This is a genomic window from Methylocaldum sp. MU1018, assembly GCF_053646775.1.
In genome coordinates, this window is sequence record NZ_CM132195.1 from 2039691 (window position 1) to 2058934 (window position 19244).

Annotated in this window: 16 protein-coding genes and 1 pseudogene; 7 read left to right on the forward strand and 10 right to left on the reverse strand. The window is 60.7% G+C overall.

The window, feature by feature from the left end:
• Window positions 1-385: 385 nt before the first annotated feature.
• Window positions 386-760 carry a VOC family protein gene (locus tag ACWJKU_RS09400; protein WP_454142052.1) on the reverse strand — a complete coding sequence of 125 codons (375 nt, stop codon included), beginning with the start codon at window positions 758-760 and terminating at the stop codon, window positions 386-388.
• Between the two features lie 145 nt (window positions 761-905).
• Between ACWJKU_RS09400 and glyQ the strand changes: the two genes are divergently transcribed.
• Genes glyQ through ACWJKU_RS09420 form a run of 4 tightly spaced genes read left to right on the forward strand, consistent with a single transcriptional unit; the run spans window position 906 to window position 5222 of the window.
• On the forward strand, window positions 906-1838 hold the full coding sequence (gene glyQ, locus ACWJKU_RS09405; protein ID WP_454142053.1) for a glycine--tRNA ligase subunit alpha: 933 nt from the start codon (window positions 906-908) through the stop codon (window positions 1836-1838).
• Window positions 1831-3906: a glycine--tRNA ligase subunit beta gene (gene glyS / locus ACWJKU_RS09410; protein WP_454142054.1), complete on the forward strand. Its 2076-nt coding sequence runs from the start codon at window positions 1831-1833 to the stop codon at window positions 3904-3906. The genes glyQ and glyS overlap by 8 nt, the downstream gene beginning before the upstream one ends.
• Window positions 3907-3916: 10 nt before the next feature.
• On the forward strand, window positions 3917-4462 hold the full coding sequence (gene gmhB / locus ACWJKU_RS09415; protein ID WP_454148088.1) for a D-glycero-beta-D-manno-heptose 1,7-bisphosphate 7-phosphatase: 546 nt from the start codon (window positions 3917-3919) through the stop codon (window positions 4460-4462).
• Window positions 4452-5222, forward strand: coding sequence for a lysophospholipid acyltransferase family protein (locus tag ACWJKU_RS09420; protein ID WP_454142055.1), 771 nt, complete (start codon window positions 4452-4454; stop codon window positions 5220-5222). Before gmhB ends, ACWJKU_RS09420 begins: the two co-directional genes overlap by 11 nt.
• Before the next feature lie 44 nt (window positions 5223-5266).
• On the opposite strand, the gene ACWJKU_RS09425 is transcribed toward ACWJKU_RS09420, so the two are convergent.
• Window positions 5267-6109: a class I SAM-dependent methyltransferase gene (locus tag ACWJKU_RS09425; RefSeq protein WP_454142056.1), complete on the reverse strand. Its 843-nt coding sequence runs from the start codon at window positions 6107-6109 to the stop codon at window positions 5267-5269.
• Window positions 6110-6343: 234 nt separating this feature from the next.
• On the opposite strand from ACWJKU_RS09425, the gene ACWJKU_RS09430 reads away from it, so the two are divergent.
• On the forward strand, window positions 6344-8002 hold the full coding sequence (locus ACWJKU_RS09430) for a hypothetical protein (protein ID WP_454142057.1): 1659 nt from the start codon (window positions 6344-6346) through the stop codon (window positions 8000-8002).
• Window positions 8003-8139: 137 nt separating this feature from the next.
• On the opposite strand, the gene ACWJKU_RS09435 is transcribed toward ACWJKU_RS09430, so the two are convergent.
• From ACWJKU_RS09435 to ACWJKU_RS09465, 7 genes and pseudogenes are all read right to left on the reverse strand, one after another.
• Window positions 8140-8496 carry a hypothetical protein gene (locus tag ACWJKU_RS09435; RefSeq protein ID WP_454142058.1) on the reverse strand — a complete coding sequence of 119 codons (357 nt, stop codon included), beginning with the start codon at window positions 8494-8496 and terminating at the stop codon, window positions 8140-8142.
• A complete protein-coding gene (locus ACWJKU_RS09440; protein ID WP_454142059.1) occupies window positions 8435-9196 on the reverse strand; it encodes a TolB family protein in 762 nt (253 codons plus the stop codon). Before ACWJKU_RS09440 ends, ACWJKU_RS09435 begins: the two co-directional genes overlap by 62 nt.
• A 358-nt stretch (window positions 9197-9554) precedes the next feature.
• A complete protein-coding gene (locus tag ACWJKU_RS09445) occupies window positions 9555-9704 on the reverse strand; it encodes a hypothetical protein (RefSeq protein WP_454148198.1) in 150 nt (49 codons plus the stop codon).
• Between the two features lie 25 nt (window positions 9705-9729).
• A pseudogene (locus ACWJKU_RS09450) lies at window positions 9730-10560 on the reverse strand (reverse transcriptase domain-containing protein); the annotation flags it as partial.
• 191 nt (window positions 10561-10751) lie between these two features.
• Window positions 10752-10973 carry a DUF2970 domain-containing protein gene (locus tag ACWJKU_RS09455; RefSeq protein ID WP_454142060.1) on the reverse strand — a complete coding sequence of 74 codons (222 nt, stop codon included), beginning with the start codon at window positions 10971-10973 and terminating at the stop codon, window positions 10752-10754.
• Between the two features lie 34 nt (window positions 10974-11007).
• Window positions 11008-11436, reverse strand: a complete 429-nt coding sequence (locus ACWJKU_RS09460; protein ID WP_454142061.1) for a hypothetical protein — start codon at window positions 11434-11436, stop codon at window positions 11008-11010.
• A gap of 15 nt (window positions 11437-11451) precedes the next feature.
• Complete coding sequence (locus tag ACWJKU_RS09465) at window positions 11452-11847, reverse strand: lipocalin family protein (protein WP_454142062.1); 396 nt, start codon at window positions 11845-11847, stop codon at window positions 11452-11454.
• Between the two features lie 405 nt (window positions 11848-12252).
• Here ACWJKU_RS09465 and metH point away from each other — a divergent pair, with 405 nt between their 5' ends.
• Complete coding sequence (metH, locus tag ACWJKU_RS09470) at window positions 12253-15954, forward strand: methionine synthase (protein WP_454142063.1); 3702 nt, start codon at window positions 12253-12255, stop codon at window positions 15952-15954.
• A 26-nt stretch (window positions 15955-15980) separates the two neighbouring features.
• Window positions 15981-17894 (forward strand): TonB-dependent receptor plug domain-containing protein, encoded by a 1914-nt coding sequence (locus ACWJKU_RS09475; protein ID WP_454142064.1) that lies wholly within the window; start codon window positions 15981-15983, stop codon window positions 17892-17894.
• A gap of 31 nt (window positions 17895-17925) precedes the next feature.
• On the opposite strand, the gene ACWJKU_RS09480 is transcribed toward ACWJKU_RS09475, so the two are convergent.
• Entirely contained in the window at window positions 17926-18987 is a 1062-nt protein-coding gene (locus ACWJKU_RS09480; RefSeq protein WP_454142065.1) for a cytochrome c biogenesis CcdA family protein, read from the reverse strand.
• Window positions 18988-19244: the final 257 nt, after the last annotated feature.

Below are 19244 nucleotides of genomic sequence, written 5' to 3' on the forward strand. Positions count from 1 at the left end.
CAGTTATGGTCTCGGGGAGCGCTATCGGCCTTTCGGCCCGGAGAAGCGGGCTCGAAAAGCAACCGCACACTGATGCATCCCGTCATATTTGTCCCTGTCAGCGGGTTTCAACTAAGCGAAGGAATACTCTGGCACGGCTACCCTGCCAAACCGAATCGGCGCGGCCGCAATTCGCCATTGCGCGGATTCACCCATGCCGCTACGAGCATGTTGGAAAACCATTTTATGGTCCGAACCTTTCATCAACCTTTCAGGCGAGCGGCAACCGAAAAGCAGCGGAATCCGCGGTCGCCGCGCCCCGAAACCCGAAAAAAACGGTCTCTGCGCCCTCCCGGCGCCGGACGCCGGGGCGATTCAGGGTCAAGGCGGCGTCGCCGAACGAGTCTTAAGCCGGCCGCTCGATCAGTTCGAAGGTGTTGTTGTCCGGATCCCGGCAGAACAGCGCCGGGCGGCCGGATCGGCTCAGGGTGTAGTGCACGCCGGCTTGGTCGAGATCGCGTCTGATCGCTGCCAGGTCCGCGACGTTCAGGGCGACGTGGCGGTCGAGTCCGCCGTGTTCCGGGCGCTTCGCCCCTGCATCGGGATTCGGTACCTGGAGCAAATGGATCTGCTGCTCGCCGATCTCGTACCAAACGCCGTCGAAGGGCAAGCGGGGACGCTTGTCGCTGGGCGTCAGTCCGAGAATGCCCTCGTAGAACCGCCGCGAGGCATCCAAGTCGCTGACAAGCAATGAGGCATGATTAAAACCGATGACTTTCATAGACCCTCTAAACTAAGTTCGCGAATTCTCAAGACGCGGTATTTTGTCGCCGACCTTCCGGCGGCACAATCCGTCGCCGCAACGATCGGTGCTATCGTCATTTCGGGATATAATCGCCGACTTTGATCAACTATCCGAAACCGTTGTGGCCAGTCTAACCATAGCTAAACGCGACGTCTCCACTTTTCAGGGATTGATCCTGGCGCTTCAGGAGTATTGGGCGGCACAGGGCTGCGTCATCATGCAGCCTTTGGACATGGAGGTCGGGGCGGGCACTTTCCACCCCGCGACATTCCTTCGCTCCATCGGCCCGGAGCCCTGGAACACCGCCTACGTGCAACCTTCCCGCCGGCCCACCGACGGGCGTTACGGCGAAAATCCCAACCGGCTCCAGCACTATTACCAGTTTCAGGTCATTCTCAAGCCGAATCCGCCCGATATCCAGGAACTGTATCTGGGATCGCTCCGCTTTCTCGGTTTCGATCTTCTGGAGCACGACGTCCGTTTCGTCGAAGACAATTGGGAATCGCCGACTTTGGGCGCCTGGGGACTGGGTTGGGAAGTCTGGCTGAACGGCATGGAAGTCACCCAGTTCACCTATTTCCAGCAGGTCGGAGGACTCGACTGCCGGCCGGTCAGCGGCGAGATCACCTACGGCCTGGAACGTATCGCCATGTACCTGCAAGGCGTCGAAAGCGTGTTCGACCTGGTTTGGACCCGGGGGCCGAACGGACCCGTGACCTACGGCGACGTTTATCGCCAGAACGAGGTGGAAATGTCGGCCTTCAATTTCGAGCATGCCGACACCGAATTCTTGTTCGGCTGCTTCGATACTTACGAGCGCGAATGTCAAAAACTGATCGCGCAGGATTTACCCCTACCCGCCTACGAAATGGTGTTGAAAGCCTCGCACTCCTTCAATTTGCTGGACGCGCGTCGGGCCATATCGGTCACCGAGCGCCAGCGCTACATCCTCCGTGTCCGCGACCTGGCCAAGTCGGTCGCGGAAGCCTATTACCAGCGCCGCGAAAAACTCGGTTTTCCGCTGCTGAATTCGAGGAGCGCCGACGATGAGTGAAGCGCGCGATCTGCTGTTCGAACTCGGCACCGAAGAATTGCCGCCCAAGTCCCTGCTTGCATTGAGCCAGGCGCTGAAGGCCAACGTCGAGAGCGGTCTCGCCAAAGCCGCGCTGAGCTTTCATGACGTCGTGCCCTATGCGGCGCCGCGGCGGCTTGCGCTATGGGTGAAAGGCCTGGCAACCGCCCAGCCCGATCAGACCGTCGAAAGGCGCGGTCCGGCGCTCAACGCCGCTTATCAGCCGGACGGCTCGCCCTCCAAAGCCCTGGAAGGCTTCATGAAGAGCTGCGGCGCCACGCTCGAACAGCTTACGACCCTCGAAACCGACAAGGGCGCTTGGATCGGCTTTCGCCAAGAGGTCAAGGGCGGCCGGACCGAGGATTTGATCCCGGATATTCTGCACCAGTCGCTGGCCGCCCTGCCCATCGCCAAGCGCATGCGCTGGGGAGCCGGCACCGCCGAATTCGTGCGTCCGGTACACTGGATCGTGCTCTTGTTCGGCAGCGACGTGATCGAGGCCGAAATTCTCGGCGTATCCACGGGCCGCACGACTTACGGTCACCGATTCCACCACCCGGACGGCCTGAGTTTGAACGCACCCGGCGAATATGCCGAAAAACTCCTGAGCGAAGGCTTCGTCGTCGCCGACTTCGAGGCCCGCAAGACCAAAATCCGCGCGTCGGCCGAAACCGTCGCGGCTGGCGTGGACGGCTGCGCCCATATCGAGGCCGATCTCTTGGACGAAGTCGCCTCCCTGGTCGAATGGCCGGTGCCGATTCTGGGCGGGTTCGACGCCCGCTACCTCGCCCTTCCGCCGGAAGTGCTGATCACCACCATGCAAGCGAATCAGAAGTATTTTCCGGTGAAGGATAAAGAAGGCGGTCTGCTGCCCTACTTCATCACCTTCAGCAATCTGGACAGCCGCAACCCGGAAACGATTCGGGCCGGAAACGAAAGGGTCGTGCGCCCTCGCCTGTCCGACGCCGAATTCTTCTGGAATCAGGACCGCAGGCAAACTCTCGAAAGCCGGGTGCCCGATCTGGCGCAGATCACCTTCCAAAAAACTCTGGGATCGCTGCTCGACAAGACCGAAAGGGTCAAGAACCTGGCCGTCGTCATAGCCGAACGTCTGAATACGGAAAGCGCCTGGGTCGAACGGGCGGCTCTGCTGGCCAAGGCCGACCTGCTGAGCCTGATGGTCGGCGAATTCCCCGAATTGCAGGGCATCATGGGCCGTTATTATGCCCTGGCCGAGGGAGAACCGGAGGAGATCGCCGCCGCCATCGAGGAACAGTATCTGCCCAAGGTGTCCGGCGGTCCCCTGCCGCAAACGAGCACCGGCCTGATGCTGGCCCTGGCCGAAAAGATCGATACCTTGACCGGCATCTTCAGCGCCGGCCTGATCCCGACCGGCGACAAAGACCCGTACGCCTTGCGCCGCGCCGCTCTAGGCGCCATTCGCATCCTGCTCGAAGCGGAATTGGATCTGGATCTTCCGGAGCTGTTGGATTCGGCGCTGGCCCAATTTACCCATGATTTCGACGCGGAAAGCGTTCGCGCAAGCGTTTACGACTTCATGCTCGAAAGGCTCCGCGGATATTGCCTGGAGCGCGGCGTCCGCCACGACGAGTTCGAGGCCGTTCTGGCGGTCAGGCCGGCCCGATTGCCGGACTTCGGCCGACGCCTGAAAGCCGTGCGCGAATTCCGCCGACTGGCCGCCGCCGAGAGCCTTTCCGCGGCCAACAAGCGGATCCGCAACATTCTGCGCAAGGCGGAAGAGGAGATCGTTGCCAACGTGGACGATCACGTTTTGACGGAAACCGAAGAGAAGCATCTTCTGGAAGCTGCCCGGAAAGCCAAGGAGGACGTTCTGCCGCTGCTGCACGAACGGGACTATACGGCGGCCTTGTGCCGTCTGGCGCAGCTCCGGGAAACGGTGGACGCCTTCTTCGACAGCGTCATGGTGATGACCGAGGACGCCGAGCTTCGCCGCAACCGGCTGGGACTCCTCGCGATCGTCGAAGGACTGTTCCTCGATATCGCCGACATCTCGAAACTCCAGGGATAGCGGGTCCCACATCGTGTCGAAATTCGTCATTCTCGACCGCGACGGCGTCGTCAACGAAGATTCCGACGCTTACATCAAGTCTCCCGACGAATGGGAGCCCATCCCCGGCAGCCTGGAAGGAATAGCGCTTTTGACCCGAGGCGGTTTTCGCATCGTGGTCCTGACCAACCAATCGGGCATCGCCCGCGGACTGTTCGATCTGGCGACGCTGGAAAACATCCACCGGAAAATGTGCGCTGCCGTCGAGTCCGCGGGCGGCCGAATCGAGGAAATTTTCTTCTGTCCGCACGGCCCGGAGGACGGCTGCGGCTGCCGCAAGCCCGAACCGGGCTTGTTCCGCGCCTTTGCCGAGAAATATCGGATCAATCTAAAGACGGTGCCGGCGGTGGGCGATTCTTTCCGGGACCTTCAGGCCGCCCGGGCGGCCGGGGCGCACCCCGTTCTGGTAGAAACCGGCAAAGGCATGAGGACTCTGGCTCGCCATTCCGATCTCGATATTCCTATCTTTCCCGATCTCTATGCAGCGTCCCAATACATCCTTTTCAATGCTGATTAGCGTCTATTTGCGTTCGACCGTCTATTTCGCCGGCCAAGTCCTGTCGACCCTGCTGCTCGGGCCGGTGCTGCTGGCCGCCTATCCGCTCCGGTTCGAAACCCGCTACGCCCTCGCCAATCTGTGGGTGCGTTTCAACCTCTGGGTGTTGAAAACCGTCTGCGGCCTGAAGCACGAGGTACACGGACTCGATAACATCCCCGAGCGAAACGGCGTCATTCTTTGCAAGCATCAATCGGCCTGGGAGACGCTGGCTTTGCAAGCCCTATTCCCGCCCGTGGTGTTCATCCTGAAGCGCGAATTGCTGCGCATTCCCGTATGGGGCTGGGCCATGACGACCCTGGAGCCGATCGCGATCAACCGCCAAGCGAAATCCGCCGCCCTGAAGCAGATCCTGCGGGATGGCGAAAAGCGACTGAAAAGCGGCCGCTGGGTCGTCATTTTCCCCGAAGGAACCCGCGTCGCGCCCGGGCAAAAGGGACACTACGGTTCCAGCGGCGGAACACTGGCTCACCGCGCCGGCTGTCCGGTGGTTCCGGTCGCCCACAACGCCGGCGAATACTGGACTCGCAACGGATTTCTGAAATTCCCGGGCGTCGTTCAGGTGCGCATCGGTCCGCCGATCGATTCCGCGACGCTGAGTTCCAGCGAAATCAACCGGCAAGCGGAGCGCTGGATCGAGAGCCAAATGGCTGAGATCGGCGGGTGCGGCCCTTATGCGAGAACCCTTCCGCCGGGCGACGCGCCGACGCCGTCACGATAGACTGAAGCGGCAGCCTAAACCTGCGGCCAAAGCGCTCCAAACCTCTATTTGGTGAACTTGAGCGTCATCCGGTCGCTCTCTCCGATCGCAAGATAGCGATCCCGGTCTTTTTCGCCCAGGCGCAAACTCGGCGGCAGGGTCCATACGCCTTCCGGGTAGTCTTTGGTGTCTTTGGGATTGGCGTTGATCTCGGACTTGTCGGCCAATTTGAAACCGGCTTTCTCGGCCAAAGCGATCACATGATCCTCGGTCACGTAGCCGCTCTTCTTCATGTCCTCGAGCGAGGTGCCCGGCTTGGCGCGATGTTCGACCACGCCGAGCGTGCCGCCCGGCTTCAAAGCCCGGTACATGGCCTTGAACATGCCGTCCGCCGTGCCATCCGCCATCCAGTTGTGCACGTTGCGGAAGGTCAGCACCAGATCCGCCGTGCCCGGCGGCGCGAAATCGGCCTGTTCGGGATTCTGCATCGAAGTCGGAACGACCCGGTCATAGACATCCGGTCTCGCCTCGAGTTTGGCCTCATACGCTTTCTGCATCTTCACGGCGTACTCGGGCATCCCGGGTCGAACCGGCCCGAAACCGGCCGCGTAGAGCTTTCCTTCGGCGCGCAAGACCGGCGCGAGAATTTCCGTGTACCAACCGCGCCCGGGCGAGATTTCCACGACCGTCATATCGGGCCGGAGGCCGAAGAAGCGCAAGGTTTCCTTGGGATGCCGGTATCGATCCCGTTCGCGGTTTCCGGAATCCTGGTGATCGCCCTGAAGCGCCCGGTCCAGCGCATCCTCGGCCACGACATTGCCGGCCGACGCCTCGTTCGGGACTATCCCGCCGATCAGCGCGCCGAACAAAAGGATCTTGAGCATTTGTGCCAGGGACTGCGATTTCATGCCGGGCCTCCGATTTTCTGGAATGGTTTGATGTCGTCTTGCGCGGGCTTCCGGCGCACAGGCCAGCGCGCCGCATCCGCGTTCACCGATCCGGTTCTATCAGAATCGCGCCATGAGGTAAACCGGCTCCGCCGAGAAAACCCTGCCGGAAACGGCCGCCCGAGCCAAATCCGTGCAAAATCCTCGGAGCGTTTGCTCTACAATCGCTGGAAACTCGATTACGGAGAGATTCTCATGCATTGGAAAGAGTGGCTAGACCGCAATGTTTTCGATCTCGGCCGCCAGATGCGGCTGAGCTATCTTCCGCCCCTCATGGTCTACATGGCCGCGGGCATTTCCGGGCTGACCGGCATCGTGGGCACTTTTTTCGTCAAGGAATATCTCGGCTTGTCCGCGGAGTTCCTGGCGGCGCTGAGCTTTTGGATGATGCTGCCCTGGACTTTGAAGATGCCGCTGGGTCATCTGGTGGACCTGATCTGGCGCCATAAATCCGGCCTCATCGTGCTCGGCGCCGGGCTGATTTTCGCCAGTCTTTGGATCATGATCGGTTTGCTCGGCAGCCCGGATGCCATGCGCGAGCTGCTGCCGATCGAAACCTGGTACGTTCTTTCGTCCCTGCTGGCGCCCATCGGGTATGTGCTGCAGGATACCGTGGCGGACGCCATGACCGTCGAGGCGGTGCCGCGCGCCGACCGTGAAGGCCGGCCCATCCCGGACGAACAGATCCGTCTGTCCCACACCACCATGCAGACCTTGGGCAGGGTTGCGATCATCGGCGGCACCGTGCTGGTCGCGGCGGTCAACGTGTACCTTTTCAGCGGCGTCGAGAATCTGAGTACGGCGGAAAAGGCCGCGGTTTATCTTCAGATTTACCGCCTGGCGCTGATCATCCCGGCCGTTTCGGTGCTCGGCGTGGCATTGGCCGCCGTTCTGCACTGGCGCGACGTGCAAAGGCTTGCCGCCCAGGGTTTCGAAATGGATCAGATCGAGCGGCTGATAGCGAGACCCGTCGGCGAATTGCCCGAGGCCAACTGGTGGATTCTGGGCGGCGGCCTGGTATTCGTCCTGTTCTCGGTCGTCATGGGTTTGGCCGCCGTGCCGTTGAACGAGGAAATCGTTTTCTCCGGCTCGCTCGCCATCGTGCTGTTCCTGATGCGGCGCTTGACCCAAGATCTCCCCGAGCGTGCCTGGAACGAACTCTACGCCACGGCTATCGTGATCTTCGCATTCCGCGCCATTCCTACGACCGGGGCCGGTTCGACCTGGTGGATGATCGACGAACTCGGCTTCGATCAGCAGTTCATATCCCGGCTTTCCCTGGTCGCCAGCGCACTGACGCTGCTCGGCATGTTTATCTTCCGGCGCTTGATGGCGGAACGCTCCATTACCTATATTTACGCGGTTCTAACCATAGCCGGCACCGTCCTTTTCCTGCCCAACATCGCGATGTTCTACGGATTCCACCACTGGACCGCCGCTCACACCGGCGGCGTGGTCGACGCCCGGTTCATCGCCCTGATCGACACGGCGCTCGAATCGCCCCTGGGCCAGATCGCGATGATTCCGATGCTGGCATGGATCGCGAACTCGGCTCCGGAAAAGCTCAAGGCGACCTATTTCGCCGTCATGGCCGCCTTTACCAATCTGGCCCTTTCGCTCTCCCAACTCGGCACCAAATATCTCAATCAGGCGTACTCCGTCACGCGCGAGGTCAAGAATGCAGCCACCGGCACGGTGGAAACGCCAGCCGATTATGGCGAACTGGGCGCGCTGTTCATCACCGTCGCCGTCGTCGGACTGGCGCTGCCCATGACGGCCATATTCCTGGTCAAGCGCACGCTGTTGGCGGAACCCGACGCCGAATCCGCGGCGGCCGAGACCGAGCGCCCCTGACGGCCGAAGGCGCGGCGATAGAGCCCGTTAACTCATCGACGCGTCGACAGCGCCTTTCACAAGCAAACCGCCGTCCCTTTGCCATCTTCGAGAATGCGCCGCCGAGACCAGCGGGTTCTTGATATAGGTTAGTGCAATTACTTGATATTCTTCTGCTTTGCCCTGCTGCTGGCGAGCAGGTTGGGCGGCGGACCGATAGGCTCGAAGTTCTTCAGCAGGGGAACGTCATCCTTGCTGACCCATCGGATGTCGAGATCGTAAGAGCCTTGCGGTCCCCAACCTCCGGTGAATTTCTTGCCATCGGGAGTGAAGGTCCAGCACATGCCTTCGCCGGCGGTATTGATGGTATCGCCGAGGTTCAACGGCTCCTGCCATTCGCCTTTCGGATTCTGGTAGGCGATCCACTCGTCATGCCCGCCCCGCGAGCCGAGGTCAGGCCGCGTGCTGGTGACAATGAGGCCTTTGCCGTCTTTTGACAGTCCGGTCCAGTGCATATGGTCGCGGTACGCTCGAACCCAGGCTCTCTGGCTTCTGCCAGACGCCGTCCCTCTTCTCGACCTTCCAGATGTCGCTGTCTTGCGTGACTCCCGGCTGTTGGTAGCTGAAATAAATCAGGCTGGCGGAGGCGATGATCGGGCAGTGCTCCTCGCCGGTCGGCGTATTGATGTGCGGCAATTCGGGAACGTCGTTCCAGTTTCTGGCCGGCTGCCACACGCCATCGACTTTCTGAGCGATGTAGAGATCGCCGGTAGACAGATTGCCCGGTTCATATCTCGTGAAGTAAATGACATTTCCGTCATCGGAGAAACTCGGCTCCAGTTCCCAGGCGGACGTGTTGATGTTCGGTCCCACAGTAGGGTCGATGCCCGATCCCAAATGAATGGGCGTCTGCCAGGCGCCCTTCTCATAGCGGGACATCCAGATGTCGAAGTTGTAGGGATTCCCGGGCGATTCAATACTGCCCGGGCGTGTCGAGGTGAAGATGGCGGTTTTGCCGTCGGCGCTGTAAGTGATCTCGAAGTCCGCACCTTCCGAGTTGAGTGGTTTGCCCATGCTCTCCGATATCGGCGGAGCCGCTTCACTACCCCTACCGCCCGGCATGTCCATGCCGGGCATCGCATTAGAAACCCCGTGCGCCAGGATGAGCACTGGCACCACAGAACGGAACTTCAGAATAAGACGTTTCTCTTTCATATACCGACCCTTCATTTTGAATGGACCAAGTTCATGCCTCCACGCATCGCTATTTTTTCGAATCGTTGGGCTTGCTGTGATGACTTGAATCGCCGCATCTGCCGCCCTTGTTGTCAGGTCGCCAGGTACCGACACTTCGGCCCGGTTGTTGAGTTCCCAGCGTTGGCGGCGCTCGATGCCCGGCAGGATGCCACGCTTGGCCGAGGGCTCGTCAACCGATCCCGCGCAACCGGCGAAACCGTTCTCGACCCGCCCCCGTTCAATCGGGATAGGGAACGGCCATTATAGGCTGCTATAGGCTGCGCGCCTCCCACACCACCCGGCATGCGGGTCCGCACCGGGCGGTTCGAGGAGTACCTCAGGAGAGACGGGGCAAGCCGAGTTGGTCGAAATAGGCGACGGTGAGCACCCGATTGAGTTCTCCCGCACTGTTTCGCCACCAGCATTGCGCATTCTGCGCCACGCGTCTCGCCGCCTGCTCGGCTGCGCACATATACGTTGCAGTCATCGGCGTGGCGCACAAAGCAGTGGCCGTGCGTCTCCAGTTCTTTATCCACTTCATCCAGCAGCACGTTGGCCAAAAGCGGCGACAGCGGCCCGCCTGGCGCCGTGCCCTGATACCGTTCCAGCACGACGCCATCGCTCAGGATGCCGCTGCTGAGATAGGCACGGATCAGCCGGATGACTCCGGCATCGTCGATGCGCTTCCTCAGCCGGCCGATGAGGATGTCGTGATTGTCGTGGTCGAAGAACGTCTCCAGATCAACATCCACCACGATGCGCCGCCCCGATTGCACGTACGCTTGCGCCGCAAGGATCGCGTCGTGCGCACGGTCGCCCAGAGGTCGAAAGCCATAGCTGTGTTCGCTGAAGGTCGGGGCGAGTCGCGGTTGCAGCACTTGCAGCAGCGCTGGCTGGATCAGCCGATCCGTGATCGTCGGGATGCCAAGCTCACGGCTGCCTCCATCCGGTTTCAGGATCGTCACCCGTCGTACCGGACTGGGCCGGTACGTCCCCCGCAGCAGTCGTTCCCGTAGCGCCGGCCACGCCGTGACGAGGTGACGTGCCGTCTGGTCGATGTCCAGTCCGTCCACGCCTGCCGCGCCCTTGTTGGCATGGTTTCGAACACGCCTTCTCGTTCGGCCCTTCGCCCCCTTGCTGGCGCTACTACGGCCTCTGCTGACTTCTCGCTCCGCGTCTCCACGTCGCCCTTTCAGGCACAAGGCGAGATCTCCCCGGGTAAGAACGCACGCCTTCGCTGCACAACCGCCGGATTTACGCCACTTCGCCTTGATCACAAGAGCTTCACGGAATCTTGCCCGCTCGCCCTGCTTGGCAGCGCCTTCTATCCGGTTCTTGTCCATCGGCTCGCAGCTTCGCTCCACGCTTCCTCCCCACGCTCGGTCACCCTCATGCAGTTGCGCTTCGCTTCGTTCGCTGTGATCAACTTACGGCGGGACTTGCTCCCGCAAGAGTGCGCCCGTGCCGGGCACACAAGAAAAAACCCCGCGGACGAAGCGGCGGGGTTCGCGATGATGTCGCTGCCGAAGCGTTTCTAAGTCCCGGCGGATTTGATCACCAGATTGACCGCGGTCATGATGGCGAGCACAAACAGCACCGTGAAGATTATGCCTCCGATGATATAAGTCTTGGCCGAGCCAGACGCGAAATCGCGCTCGCGATTTGCGGAGCTTTGGACACCGAAAGCCGCCGCAACGACGCTGCCGATGACCTGAAATAGCGTGGGCTTTTTGGGTTTGGTCGCATCTGAACTCATGGCTATCTTCAAAACCTGTTGGACAAAGTCTGCTTTATGACGTGATGGTTTTCTTTTTGTTCAAATAAAATTTGACGCCGAACGCAGCGGCGATCACGAAAAGGGAGATGGATATCGCAATCGCGTTGCTGCTGATGACGTCTTCGTCCACATTGAGGGCGTAAGTCCGTATATACGTCGATATGAAGTACAAGGTTTGCACCGTGGCTATGGAAAAGAAAAACGAAACCAGGAACTTGTCGAGCGCCCTGTACTCCGTGAATTCCAGGTGGTCGAAGAACATCTTCGTGATCGCGTAGCCCGGCAGGAACATGATGAAGATCGTGATCAGAATGCGCTGCGCGTAATAGAAGGGCGAGGTAGTCGTGAATAGCGACATCAGCACGATGAAGACCACGCTGATCCCCAACATGCCCAGCCACATCGTTTTGTCATCTTTGCTGAACTGAAAGAATTTATTCATATCCGGCCTCCTCTGTTATTGTTTTTTAAAGAAATAGAACCCTTCCATGCCGCCTTTCAAGATCATCCGGTCGGGTGTTTTTTCATAGACTGTATAATCGATCGTCCTTCCCGGCCGACCCGGATCATCGGTGACGATTTTGCCGTTCTCGATTTTGTAGGTCCATTCGTGCCGGTCGTCCCGTTTGAAGTGCCGGTTGTACCCCGAAGTGACGACGGTGCCGTCGGGCTTGAACTCCCAGGTCCTATTTTCCTCGACCTTGGGTTTATTGAGTGACGGAGCCACCGATTCAAGCTGCCACGTACCCACGATTTCACTGTTGTCCTTTAGCAGGATTTCCCCTAGAGCGGTGGTTCCCACGGCTCCGGCAAGCCAAATCAGGCCGGCTGCACCGAATACTCGAAAATTCATAGATATCTCCCCGGAACTGGTAGTGAGGCGGTTACTCTCGTCCGCAAAATATAAAGAGGCATTCGTAGACGGAATAACTAGCCCGCATTTCTCGCACTCCTCCAATCGCAAACGGCGTCTTCGGGAGCGCCGAAGCCACCCTTCCAAGCAAACGCCGCTTTAGCCGCGACCCTTCTAAATCGCCGTGGCGCGCCGTATTCCCTCGCGACGAAGCAATGTGAGAAATGCGGGCTGGCCATTCTTGAAAGCGAGCCGAATTTTGACATCTTTCATTTCCGTATGGCAAGGAATTCACCGGTTTGCGGATGATAAACCGGTTTATCGGCGGCCCGTCTGTCTCTAAAATAGAATTCTTTGCCGTCGATACGTCCTTTCGAATTTTCCCTTACTTCGGAACTCCCCACGATGACTAACCCGAACACGCGCGCCGCTTTACTCCGACAACTTCTTTCGGAAAGAATTCTGTTCCTGGACGGCGCGATGGGCACCATGATCCAAAGCTATCGGCTCGAAGAGAAAGATTATCGCGGAACGCGGTTCGCCGACTGGCCGAAGGATCTCAAAGGCAACAACGATCTCCTCTGCCTCACCCAACCGCAGATCATCCGGGCGATTCACGACGCCTATCTGGAAGCGGGCGCGGACATCATCGAGACCAACACCTTCAACGCCAATCGGGTCAGCCTCGCCGATTACGGCATGGAGGAGCTGGCTTACGAACTCAACGCGGAAGCGACCCGCCTGGTGCGGCAGGCGGCCGACGCCATGTCCGAGAAGACGCCCGACCGGCCGCGGTTCGTCGCCGGCGTATTGGGGCCGACCAATCGCACCGCCTCGATTTCTCCGAACGTCAACGATCCCGGCTTCCGTGCCGTCAGCTTCGACGAACTAGTCGACGCTTATTACGAAGCCACGAAAGGTCTGGTCGATGGCGGCGCGGACATCATTCTCATTGAAACCATATTCGACACCCTGAACGCCAAGGCCGCGGTCTTCGCCGTGGAACGGTACTGCGACGACCACGGGCTCCGCTTGCCGGTCATGATCTCGGGTACGATTACCGACGCCTCGGGCCGCACCCTGTCCGGACAGACCGTGGAAGCGTTCTGGAACTCGCTGCGCCATGCCCAGCCGATTTCGATCGGCTTCAACTGCGCGCTGGGCGCCAAGCAGCTCCGGCAATACATCGAAGAGCTTTCGCACATCGCCGACACTCATGTCTCGGCTCACCCCAACGCCGGTTTGCCCAACGAATTCGGCGAGTACGACGAATCGCCCGAAGCCATGGCCAGGGAAATCGCCGAATGGGCCGAGCAGGGATTTCTGAATATCGTGGGCGGCTGCTGCGGCACGAGGCCGCCCCATATCAAAGCCATCCGCGACGCCGTGGAGCACTTTCCGCCGCGCCGCGTTCCGATCGTCGAGCCCAAGTGCCGCTTGTCCGGGCTCGAGCCTTTGAACATCGGCCCAGAATCCCTGTTCGTCAACGTGGGCGAACGCACCAACGTCACCGGGTCGGCTGTTTTCCGCCGCCTGATCCGCGAGGAAAAATACGAGCAGGCCATCGACGTCGCCCGCCAGCAGGTCGAGAACGGTGCCCAGATCGTCGACGTCAACATGGACGAAGGCATGCTCGACTCGCAAGCCGCGATGGTCCGTTTCCTGAACCTGATCGCCTCGGAACCCGATATCGCCCGCGTGCCGGTCATGCTGGATTCGTCCAAATGGGAGATTCTGGAAGCGGGACTGAAATGTCTGCAGGGCAAGGGCATCGTCAACTCGATTTCGCTGAAGGAAGGCGAGGACGCTTTCATCCGCCACGCCCAACTGGTCCGGCGTTACGGCGCGGCGGTCATCGTCATGGCCTTCGACGAGCAGGGCCAGGCGGACACCCGCGAGCGCAAGGTGGAGATCTGCGCCCGCGCTTACAAAATTCTCACCGAGCGCGTCGGCTTCCCGGCCGAGGACATCATCTTCGATCCCAACATCTTCGCGGTCGCCACCGGCATCGAGGAGCACAATCGCTACGGTCTCGACTACATCGAAGCCGTTGAGACGATCAAGACAACCCTGCCCCACGCTCTGATTTCGGGCGGCGTTTCCAACGTATCCTTCTCGTTTCGCGGCAATGATCCGGTGCGCGAGGCCATCCACGCCGTCTTTCTTTACCATGCGATCCGCGCCGGCATGGACATGGGCATCGTCAACGCCGGCCAGCTCGCCATCTACGAAGACGTTCCGGCGGAACTCAGGGACGCGATCGAGGACGTGATCCTCGCGCGCCACCCGGACGCCACCGAACGGCTTCTGGCCATCGCCGAGAAATACCGTGAAGAAGGCGGAGCCGTCGAAAAGAAGGAAGACCTCGCCTGGCGGCACTGGCCGGTCGAGAAGCGCCTCGAGCACGCGCTGGTCAAGGGTATCGACGAATTCATCGAACAGGACACCGAGGAGGCCCGTCAACAATACGCGCGCCCCTTGCACGTCATCGAAGGTCCGCTCATGCAGGGCATGAACGTGGTCGGCGATCTGTTCGGCGCCGGCAAGATGTTCCTGCCGCAGGTGGTCAAATCCGCCCGCGTCATGAAGAAATCGGTGGCTTATCTGATGCCTTTCATGGAAGCGGAAAAGGCCGGCGGCGCGACGCAATCGAACGGCAAGATCCTGCTCGCCACGGTCAAGGGCGACGTGCACGACATCGGCAAGAATATCGTCGGCGTCGTGCTGCAATGCAACGGCTTCGAGGTCATCGATCTAGGCGTCATGGTGCCTTGCGAGAAAATCCTGGAGGCGGCGCGCGAGCACGACGTCGACATCATCGGACTGTCCGGCCTGATCACGCCTTCCCTGGACGAAATGGTCCACGTGGCCAAGGAAATGGAACGGCTGGGCTTCACCCTGCCGCTCCTGATCGGCGGCGCGACCACCTCGCGCGCCCATACCGCGGTCAAGATCGAACCGAACTACGCCGCTCCGGCGGTTTACGTGGCCGATGCCTCGCGCAGCGTGGGGGTTGCCGGCAGGCTCCTGAGCGAGGACTTGCGGGACGATTTCATCGCCCAGACCCGGCGCGAATACGAAGAAGTACGCCAGCGCCACGCGGGACGCAAGGCGCAACATCCGATGCACGAGATTGCCGTCGCGCGCGCCAATGCCTTTCGCGGCGATTGGCGGCATTACGTGCCGCCGCACCCGACTTTTCTGGGCACTCGGGTATTCGACCGCTATCCGTTGCGGGAGATCGTCGAGTACATCGACTGGTCGCCGTTTTTCCACACTTGGGAGCTGGCCGGCAGCTATCCGAAGATTCTCGACGACGAGGTGGTCGGGGAACATGCGCGCACCTTGCTCAAGGACGCTAAAGCCATGCTCGAAACCCTGGTCGAGGAGGAGTGGCTGACCGCCCGCGCCGTGGTCGGATTCTTCCCGGCCAATGCCTCGGGCGACGACATCGTGCTGTATGCCGACGAGACCCGGAAAGAGACTCTTACGGTGCTTCACCATCTGCGCCAGCAGGCGATGAAGCCGCCCGGCCAGCCCAATTACTGCCTGTCCGATTTCGTGGCGCCGGTAGACAGCGGCGTGCCCGACTACATCGGCGGCTTCGCCGTTACCGCCGGCCACGGCATCGAAAGGCATCTCGACCGTTTCGCCGCGAATCACGACGACTACAGCAGCATCATGCTCAAGGCGCTGGCCGACCGGCTGGCCGAGGCCTTCGCCGAACTGATGCACCGCCGGGTTCGCCGCGAGTTCTGGGGCTACGCACCGGACGAGCAGTTCAGCAACGAGCAACTGATCGCCGAAGCCTATCGGGGCATCCGCCCCGCCCCCGGTTATCCCGCCTGTCCGGATCATACCGAAAAGGCCGCACTGTTCGAATTGCTGACTACGGAACAAAACACCGGCATCCGATTGACGGAATCTTTCGCGATGTATCCCGCCTCCTCCGTCAGCGGCTGGTATTTGGCCCATCCGGCAGCCAGATATTTCAATGTCGGCAAGATCGGCCGCGACCAGGCGGAGGACTACGCGAAGCGGAAAGGCATGACGCTTAGGGAAACCGAACGCTGGCTGGCGCCGATCCTGGCTTACGAGCCGGATTGACCGGCTGACCGGACTTAACCTATTTGATGGTTAAGACAAGAGCGCGGAGACTGATCGGCCCGGCCGCAGCCGTATTGGTGACCCTTCGAGCGCTGGCCGCGCCGCAAGAGGAAGCTACGGAACTGCCCACGGTCACGGTAGCGCCCGCGGAAGATCTGGCCGCGATTGCCGACGACCGCCTCTCGGCGACGCTGGCGAACCATGTCACTATCCGGTCGCGGACCGACCTGGAGAGTTCCCAATACAGCAATGTGGATAATTTTCTTCGCGGAACGCCCGGCGTATTCGTAACCCGCAGCAGCGAAGGCCGCGGATCGGGACTTCGGGTGCGCGGCGCATCCGCCGCCCAGGGCATGGTGACGTTCGACGGCGTGCCGCTGTTGACGGCGCTGCCGGCCCTGAGCTGGCTCGATACCATCCCCGCCGAGGCTTTGGGCGGCGTGGCCGCGGTTCTCGGCTCCAACCATGCCTACTACAGCGGCCAGGCCTTGGGCGGCAGCATCCAGATGCATTCCAAGCGGGCCGTGAACGATTACGGTCTGGCTCATGCGGAAGGCGGCAGCTTCGGCACCTTTCGAACGACCCTGAGCGGCGGCGTACAGGCGGAGCGCGCCGATATCGCCGTCGCGGCAAGCCGGATCAACCAATTCGACGGCACCCATGACGCCATGCCGGAGCGCGGCAATCCGGAACGGGATCCGTTCGGCAGCAGCTTGGGAATGACGCGCTACGGCGCACGATTCGCGCCGGATTTGACGGTGGACGGCAGTCTGCTCTACAAGGACTCCTGGCAAGACGCGGATCTGCCGGGAGTGACTTCGGCCGGACTTCCCACTTTCGTCGACAGTGCAACCACGCATTTTCATGAAAAACTCTGGCTGACCCAGAACGCTGCCTCTGTGCGCCTGACCGACGACTGGACCAGCCGATTGCAGTTGGCCTATACCCAAAACGATGTCGCCGCCCGGGCCGGCGGTCTGCCGATCGGTTTCCGCAGCCATCTGATGTTTGCCGATTGGCGCAACAGCCATGCGCTCTTCGACGACCGCGCGCAACAACGGCATTGGCGGCTCATCTGGGGCGGACAGGCGCGTCACGAGCGAGGCGAAAGTGAAAACCCGCTGCGATCGTCGCAATTCCGCGACGAACGGAAAACCGTGACCGGATTCGCCGAAGTCCAGGCCGACCTGGGGCGATGGCATCACGAAGCCGGCGTCAGGGTGGAAAGTCACGACGACTACGGCAAGCACACGCTCATGCATTTCGGGTCTCGCTGGGATCTTGCGCCGGCCTTGAGCCTCAGTGCCAACGCGGGCACCGCATTCCGCGCCCCCGGCTACGGCGAGTTGCAGATGCCGCTTCTGGGCAATCCCGCTCTGAGACCGGAGAAGGGCTTGACGGCGGATGCCGGATTCGACTGGATGCCGACCCGCGATTTGCGCCTTGCCGTGACCGGCTATTACGGCCGTTATAACGACCTGGTTACTTCGGAAATCGGCCTGGGGCGCTTTTTCAGCATCGGCAATACGCCGCGGGCCCGTATCGCCGGAGTAGAGGCTTCATTGGAAACACTCTGGTCGGAACAAATCCGTAGCGGGGTCGACTTCACCTATCAGTACAGCCGCAATCTGGACAACGACCGGCCTTTGCCGGTACACCCGGAAAAAAGCGGCCGCGCCTGGGCCCAATGGGACATGCGCGTCGTGCCGCTGAGCCTTCGCGTGAACGCGATATATCAAAGCGCGCAGTGGAACGACATCGCGGCAACCCTGCCCAGCCGCGAGGCCGTCCGAGTCGACGTTCTGGCCACTTGCCGCGTGTTGTCGAAACTGAACTTTTACGTGCGCGGAGAGAACCTCACCGGCAACCGGGACGGCGGCACTTACGCCCACCATATACCGGGCGCCACGGTATTCGGCGGCTTTCATTTGAAGCTTTGAGCCGGCCCCGAGCATCCGGGCAGACGGCGCTCTACGGCAACCTCAGCTTGTCCGGGTGAAATACCAAGAGCCAGCCCAGAGCGAGCATCAGCCAACCGCCGACGAGCGCCGTCCAGCGCGAATATTTCTGCGCCAGATGAAGCTTGCCGAAACCCCATAGCGCCAGACCGAACACCAAAAAATCGTCCGCCATGTAAAACAGGGTATAAAGCCCGATCATCGCCTGAGCGGACCAAAATCCGAGGCTATTCATCTCGACGATCTTGGTGAAAGCTTGCGGGTAGCCGATGGAACAGGCGAATTCGATGATGTTCACGGAAAAAGCCAGACCGATCACGGCCGCGGCGGTCAGAACGCCGAACCGGCCCGAAGAGATGCGCTTGATCCTGCTCACGATGCGGGAGCGCCGTTCCAAGTCGACGACCTTGCAAGCCATTTCGGTGCCGAGCGATTTGAACCACTCGTAGAGAAAGAACAGCCCGCCGCCGATGGCCACGATGCCGACCAGCGGGGTGATGACTTTATCCATGCCGACGAAATCCCACACCTGAAACCACAGATTCAGGATCGCAAAATACATCACCGTTTCGGCAACGATGAATAACCCGGCCACGGCCCACATGCGGCGCCGCGATCCGATATGCATCAGCACCAGCAGAAACGTCGCCAACACCCACATGGCACACGGGTTGAAGCCGTCCAGGAATCCGAGCGTGATCGCCAGTATCGGCAACGACCAAACCGCCGCATCGACCACACCGACGAACGGCAGTTTCACGAAAAAGGACGTCGGCTCCGGGCACGGCCCGCTGTCGCAAGCTTTCTCCGCGCCCCCGGGCGGAACGCCCAGCAACGCCGTGAATCCCTGGCCGGGGCGCCCGCGATTCCGTTCGATCAGCCGTCTAATCTGCTGGCCCGTGGTTTCCGGCGTATCGAATCCCTGTATCAGATCGGTCCCCACGATCGTGATCGGCAGCGACCAAGGCAGTCCGGAATGCTCGACGATCTTCTTGAAAAGCTCCGCGCCTTCTTTCGTGGCAATGTCGTGAAAGCGCACCTCGATGTCGGTTTCATCCCGCGTCAAAGTCTCCAAAAACTCTTTTTCCGCCTGACAGTGGGCACAATCGGCGCGAACGACGGTCTCTATCAGGACACCCTCCGGCTGCTCCGGCCCGGCCCAAGGCATCCTCATGCAAAACAGCAGGATTAAGCCGATGAAACCCGTTAGGCACTTCGATATCGCTGTCATGATCCAAGTATGGCGGTTATGGAGGCTCAGGCGTTTGCCGTCTCGCCTCGTTCAATAGGGTTCCATGCTCCGATCCGGCGGCGGCCCGGACGAGTCGACCG

Coding starts and splice junctions, on each gene's coding strand:
- ACWJKU_RS09425 (WP_454142056.1), bottom strand. CDS start 6,109: ATGAAATCGCAGTCCCTGGCACAAATGCTCAAGATCCTTTTGTTCGGC.
- glyS (WP_454142054.1), top strand. CDS start 1,831: ATGAGTGAAGCGCGCGATCTGCTGTTCGAACTCGGCACCGAAGAATTG.
- ACWJKU_RS09435 (WP_454142058.1), bottom strand. CDS start 8,496: ATGCACTGGACCGGACTGTCAAAAGACGGCAAAGGCCTCATTGTCACC.
- ACWJKU_RS09460 (WP_454142061.1), bottom strand. CDS start 11,436: ATGAATAAATTCTTTCAGTTCAGCAAAGATGACAAAACGATGTGGCTG.
- ACWJKU_RS09445 (WP_454148198.1), bottom strand. CDS start 9,704: ATGACTGCAACGTATATGTGCGCAGCCGAGCAGGCGGCGAGACGCGTG.
- ACWJKU_RS09475 (WP_454142064.1), top strand. CDS start 15,981: ATGGTTAAGACAAGAGCGCGGAGACTGATCGGCCCGGCCGCAGCCGTA.
- ACWJKU_RS09465 (WP_454142062.1), bottom strand. CDS start 11,847: ATGAATTTTCGAGTATTCGGTGCAGCCGGCCTGATTTGGCTTGCCGGA.
- ACWJKU_RS09455 (WP_454142060.1), bottom strand. CDS start 10,973: ATGAGTTCAGATGCGACCAAACCCAAAAAGCCCACGCTATTTCAGGTC.
- ACWJKU_RS09440 (WP_454142059.1), bottom strand. CDS start 9,196: ATGAAAGAGAAACGTCTTATTCTGAAGTTCCGTTCTGTGGTGCCAGTG.
- ACWJKU_RS09430 (WP_454142057.1), top strand. CDS start 6,344: ATGCATTGGAAAGAGTGGCTAGACCGCAATGTTTTCGATCTCGGCCGC.
- metH (WP_454142063.1), top strand. CDS start 12,253: ATGACTAACCCGAACACGCGCGCCGCTTTACTCCGACAACTTCTTTCG.
- ACWJKU_RS09420 (WP_454142055.1), top strand. CDS start 4,452: ATGCTGATTAGCGTCTATTTGCGTTCGACCGTCTATTTCGCCGGCCAA.
- ACWJKU_RS09400 (WP_454142052.1), bottom strand. CDS start 760: ATGAAAGTCATCGGTTTTAATCATGCCTCATTGCTTGTCAGCGACTTG.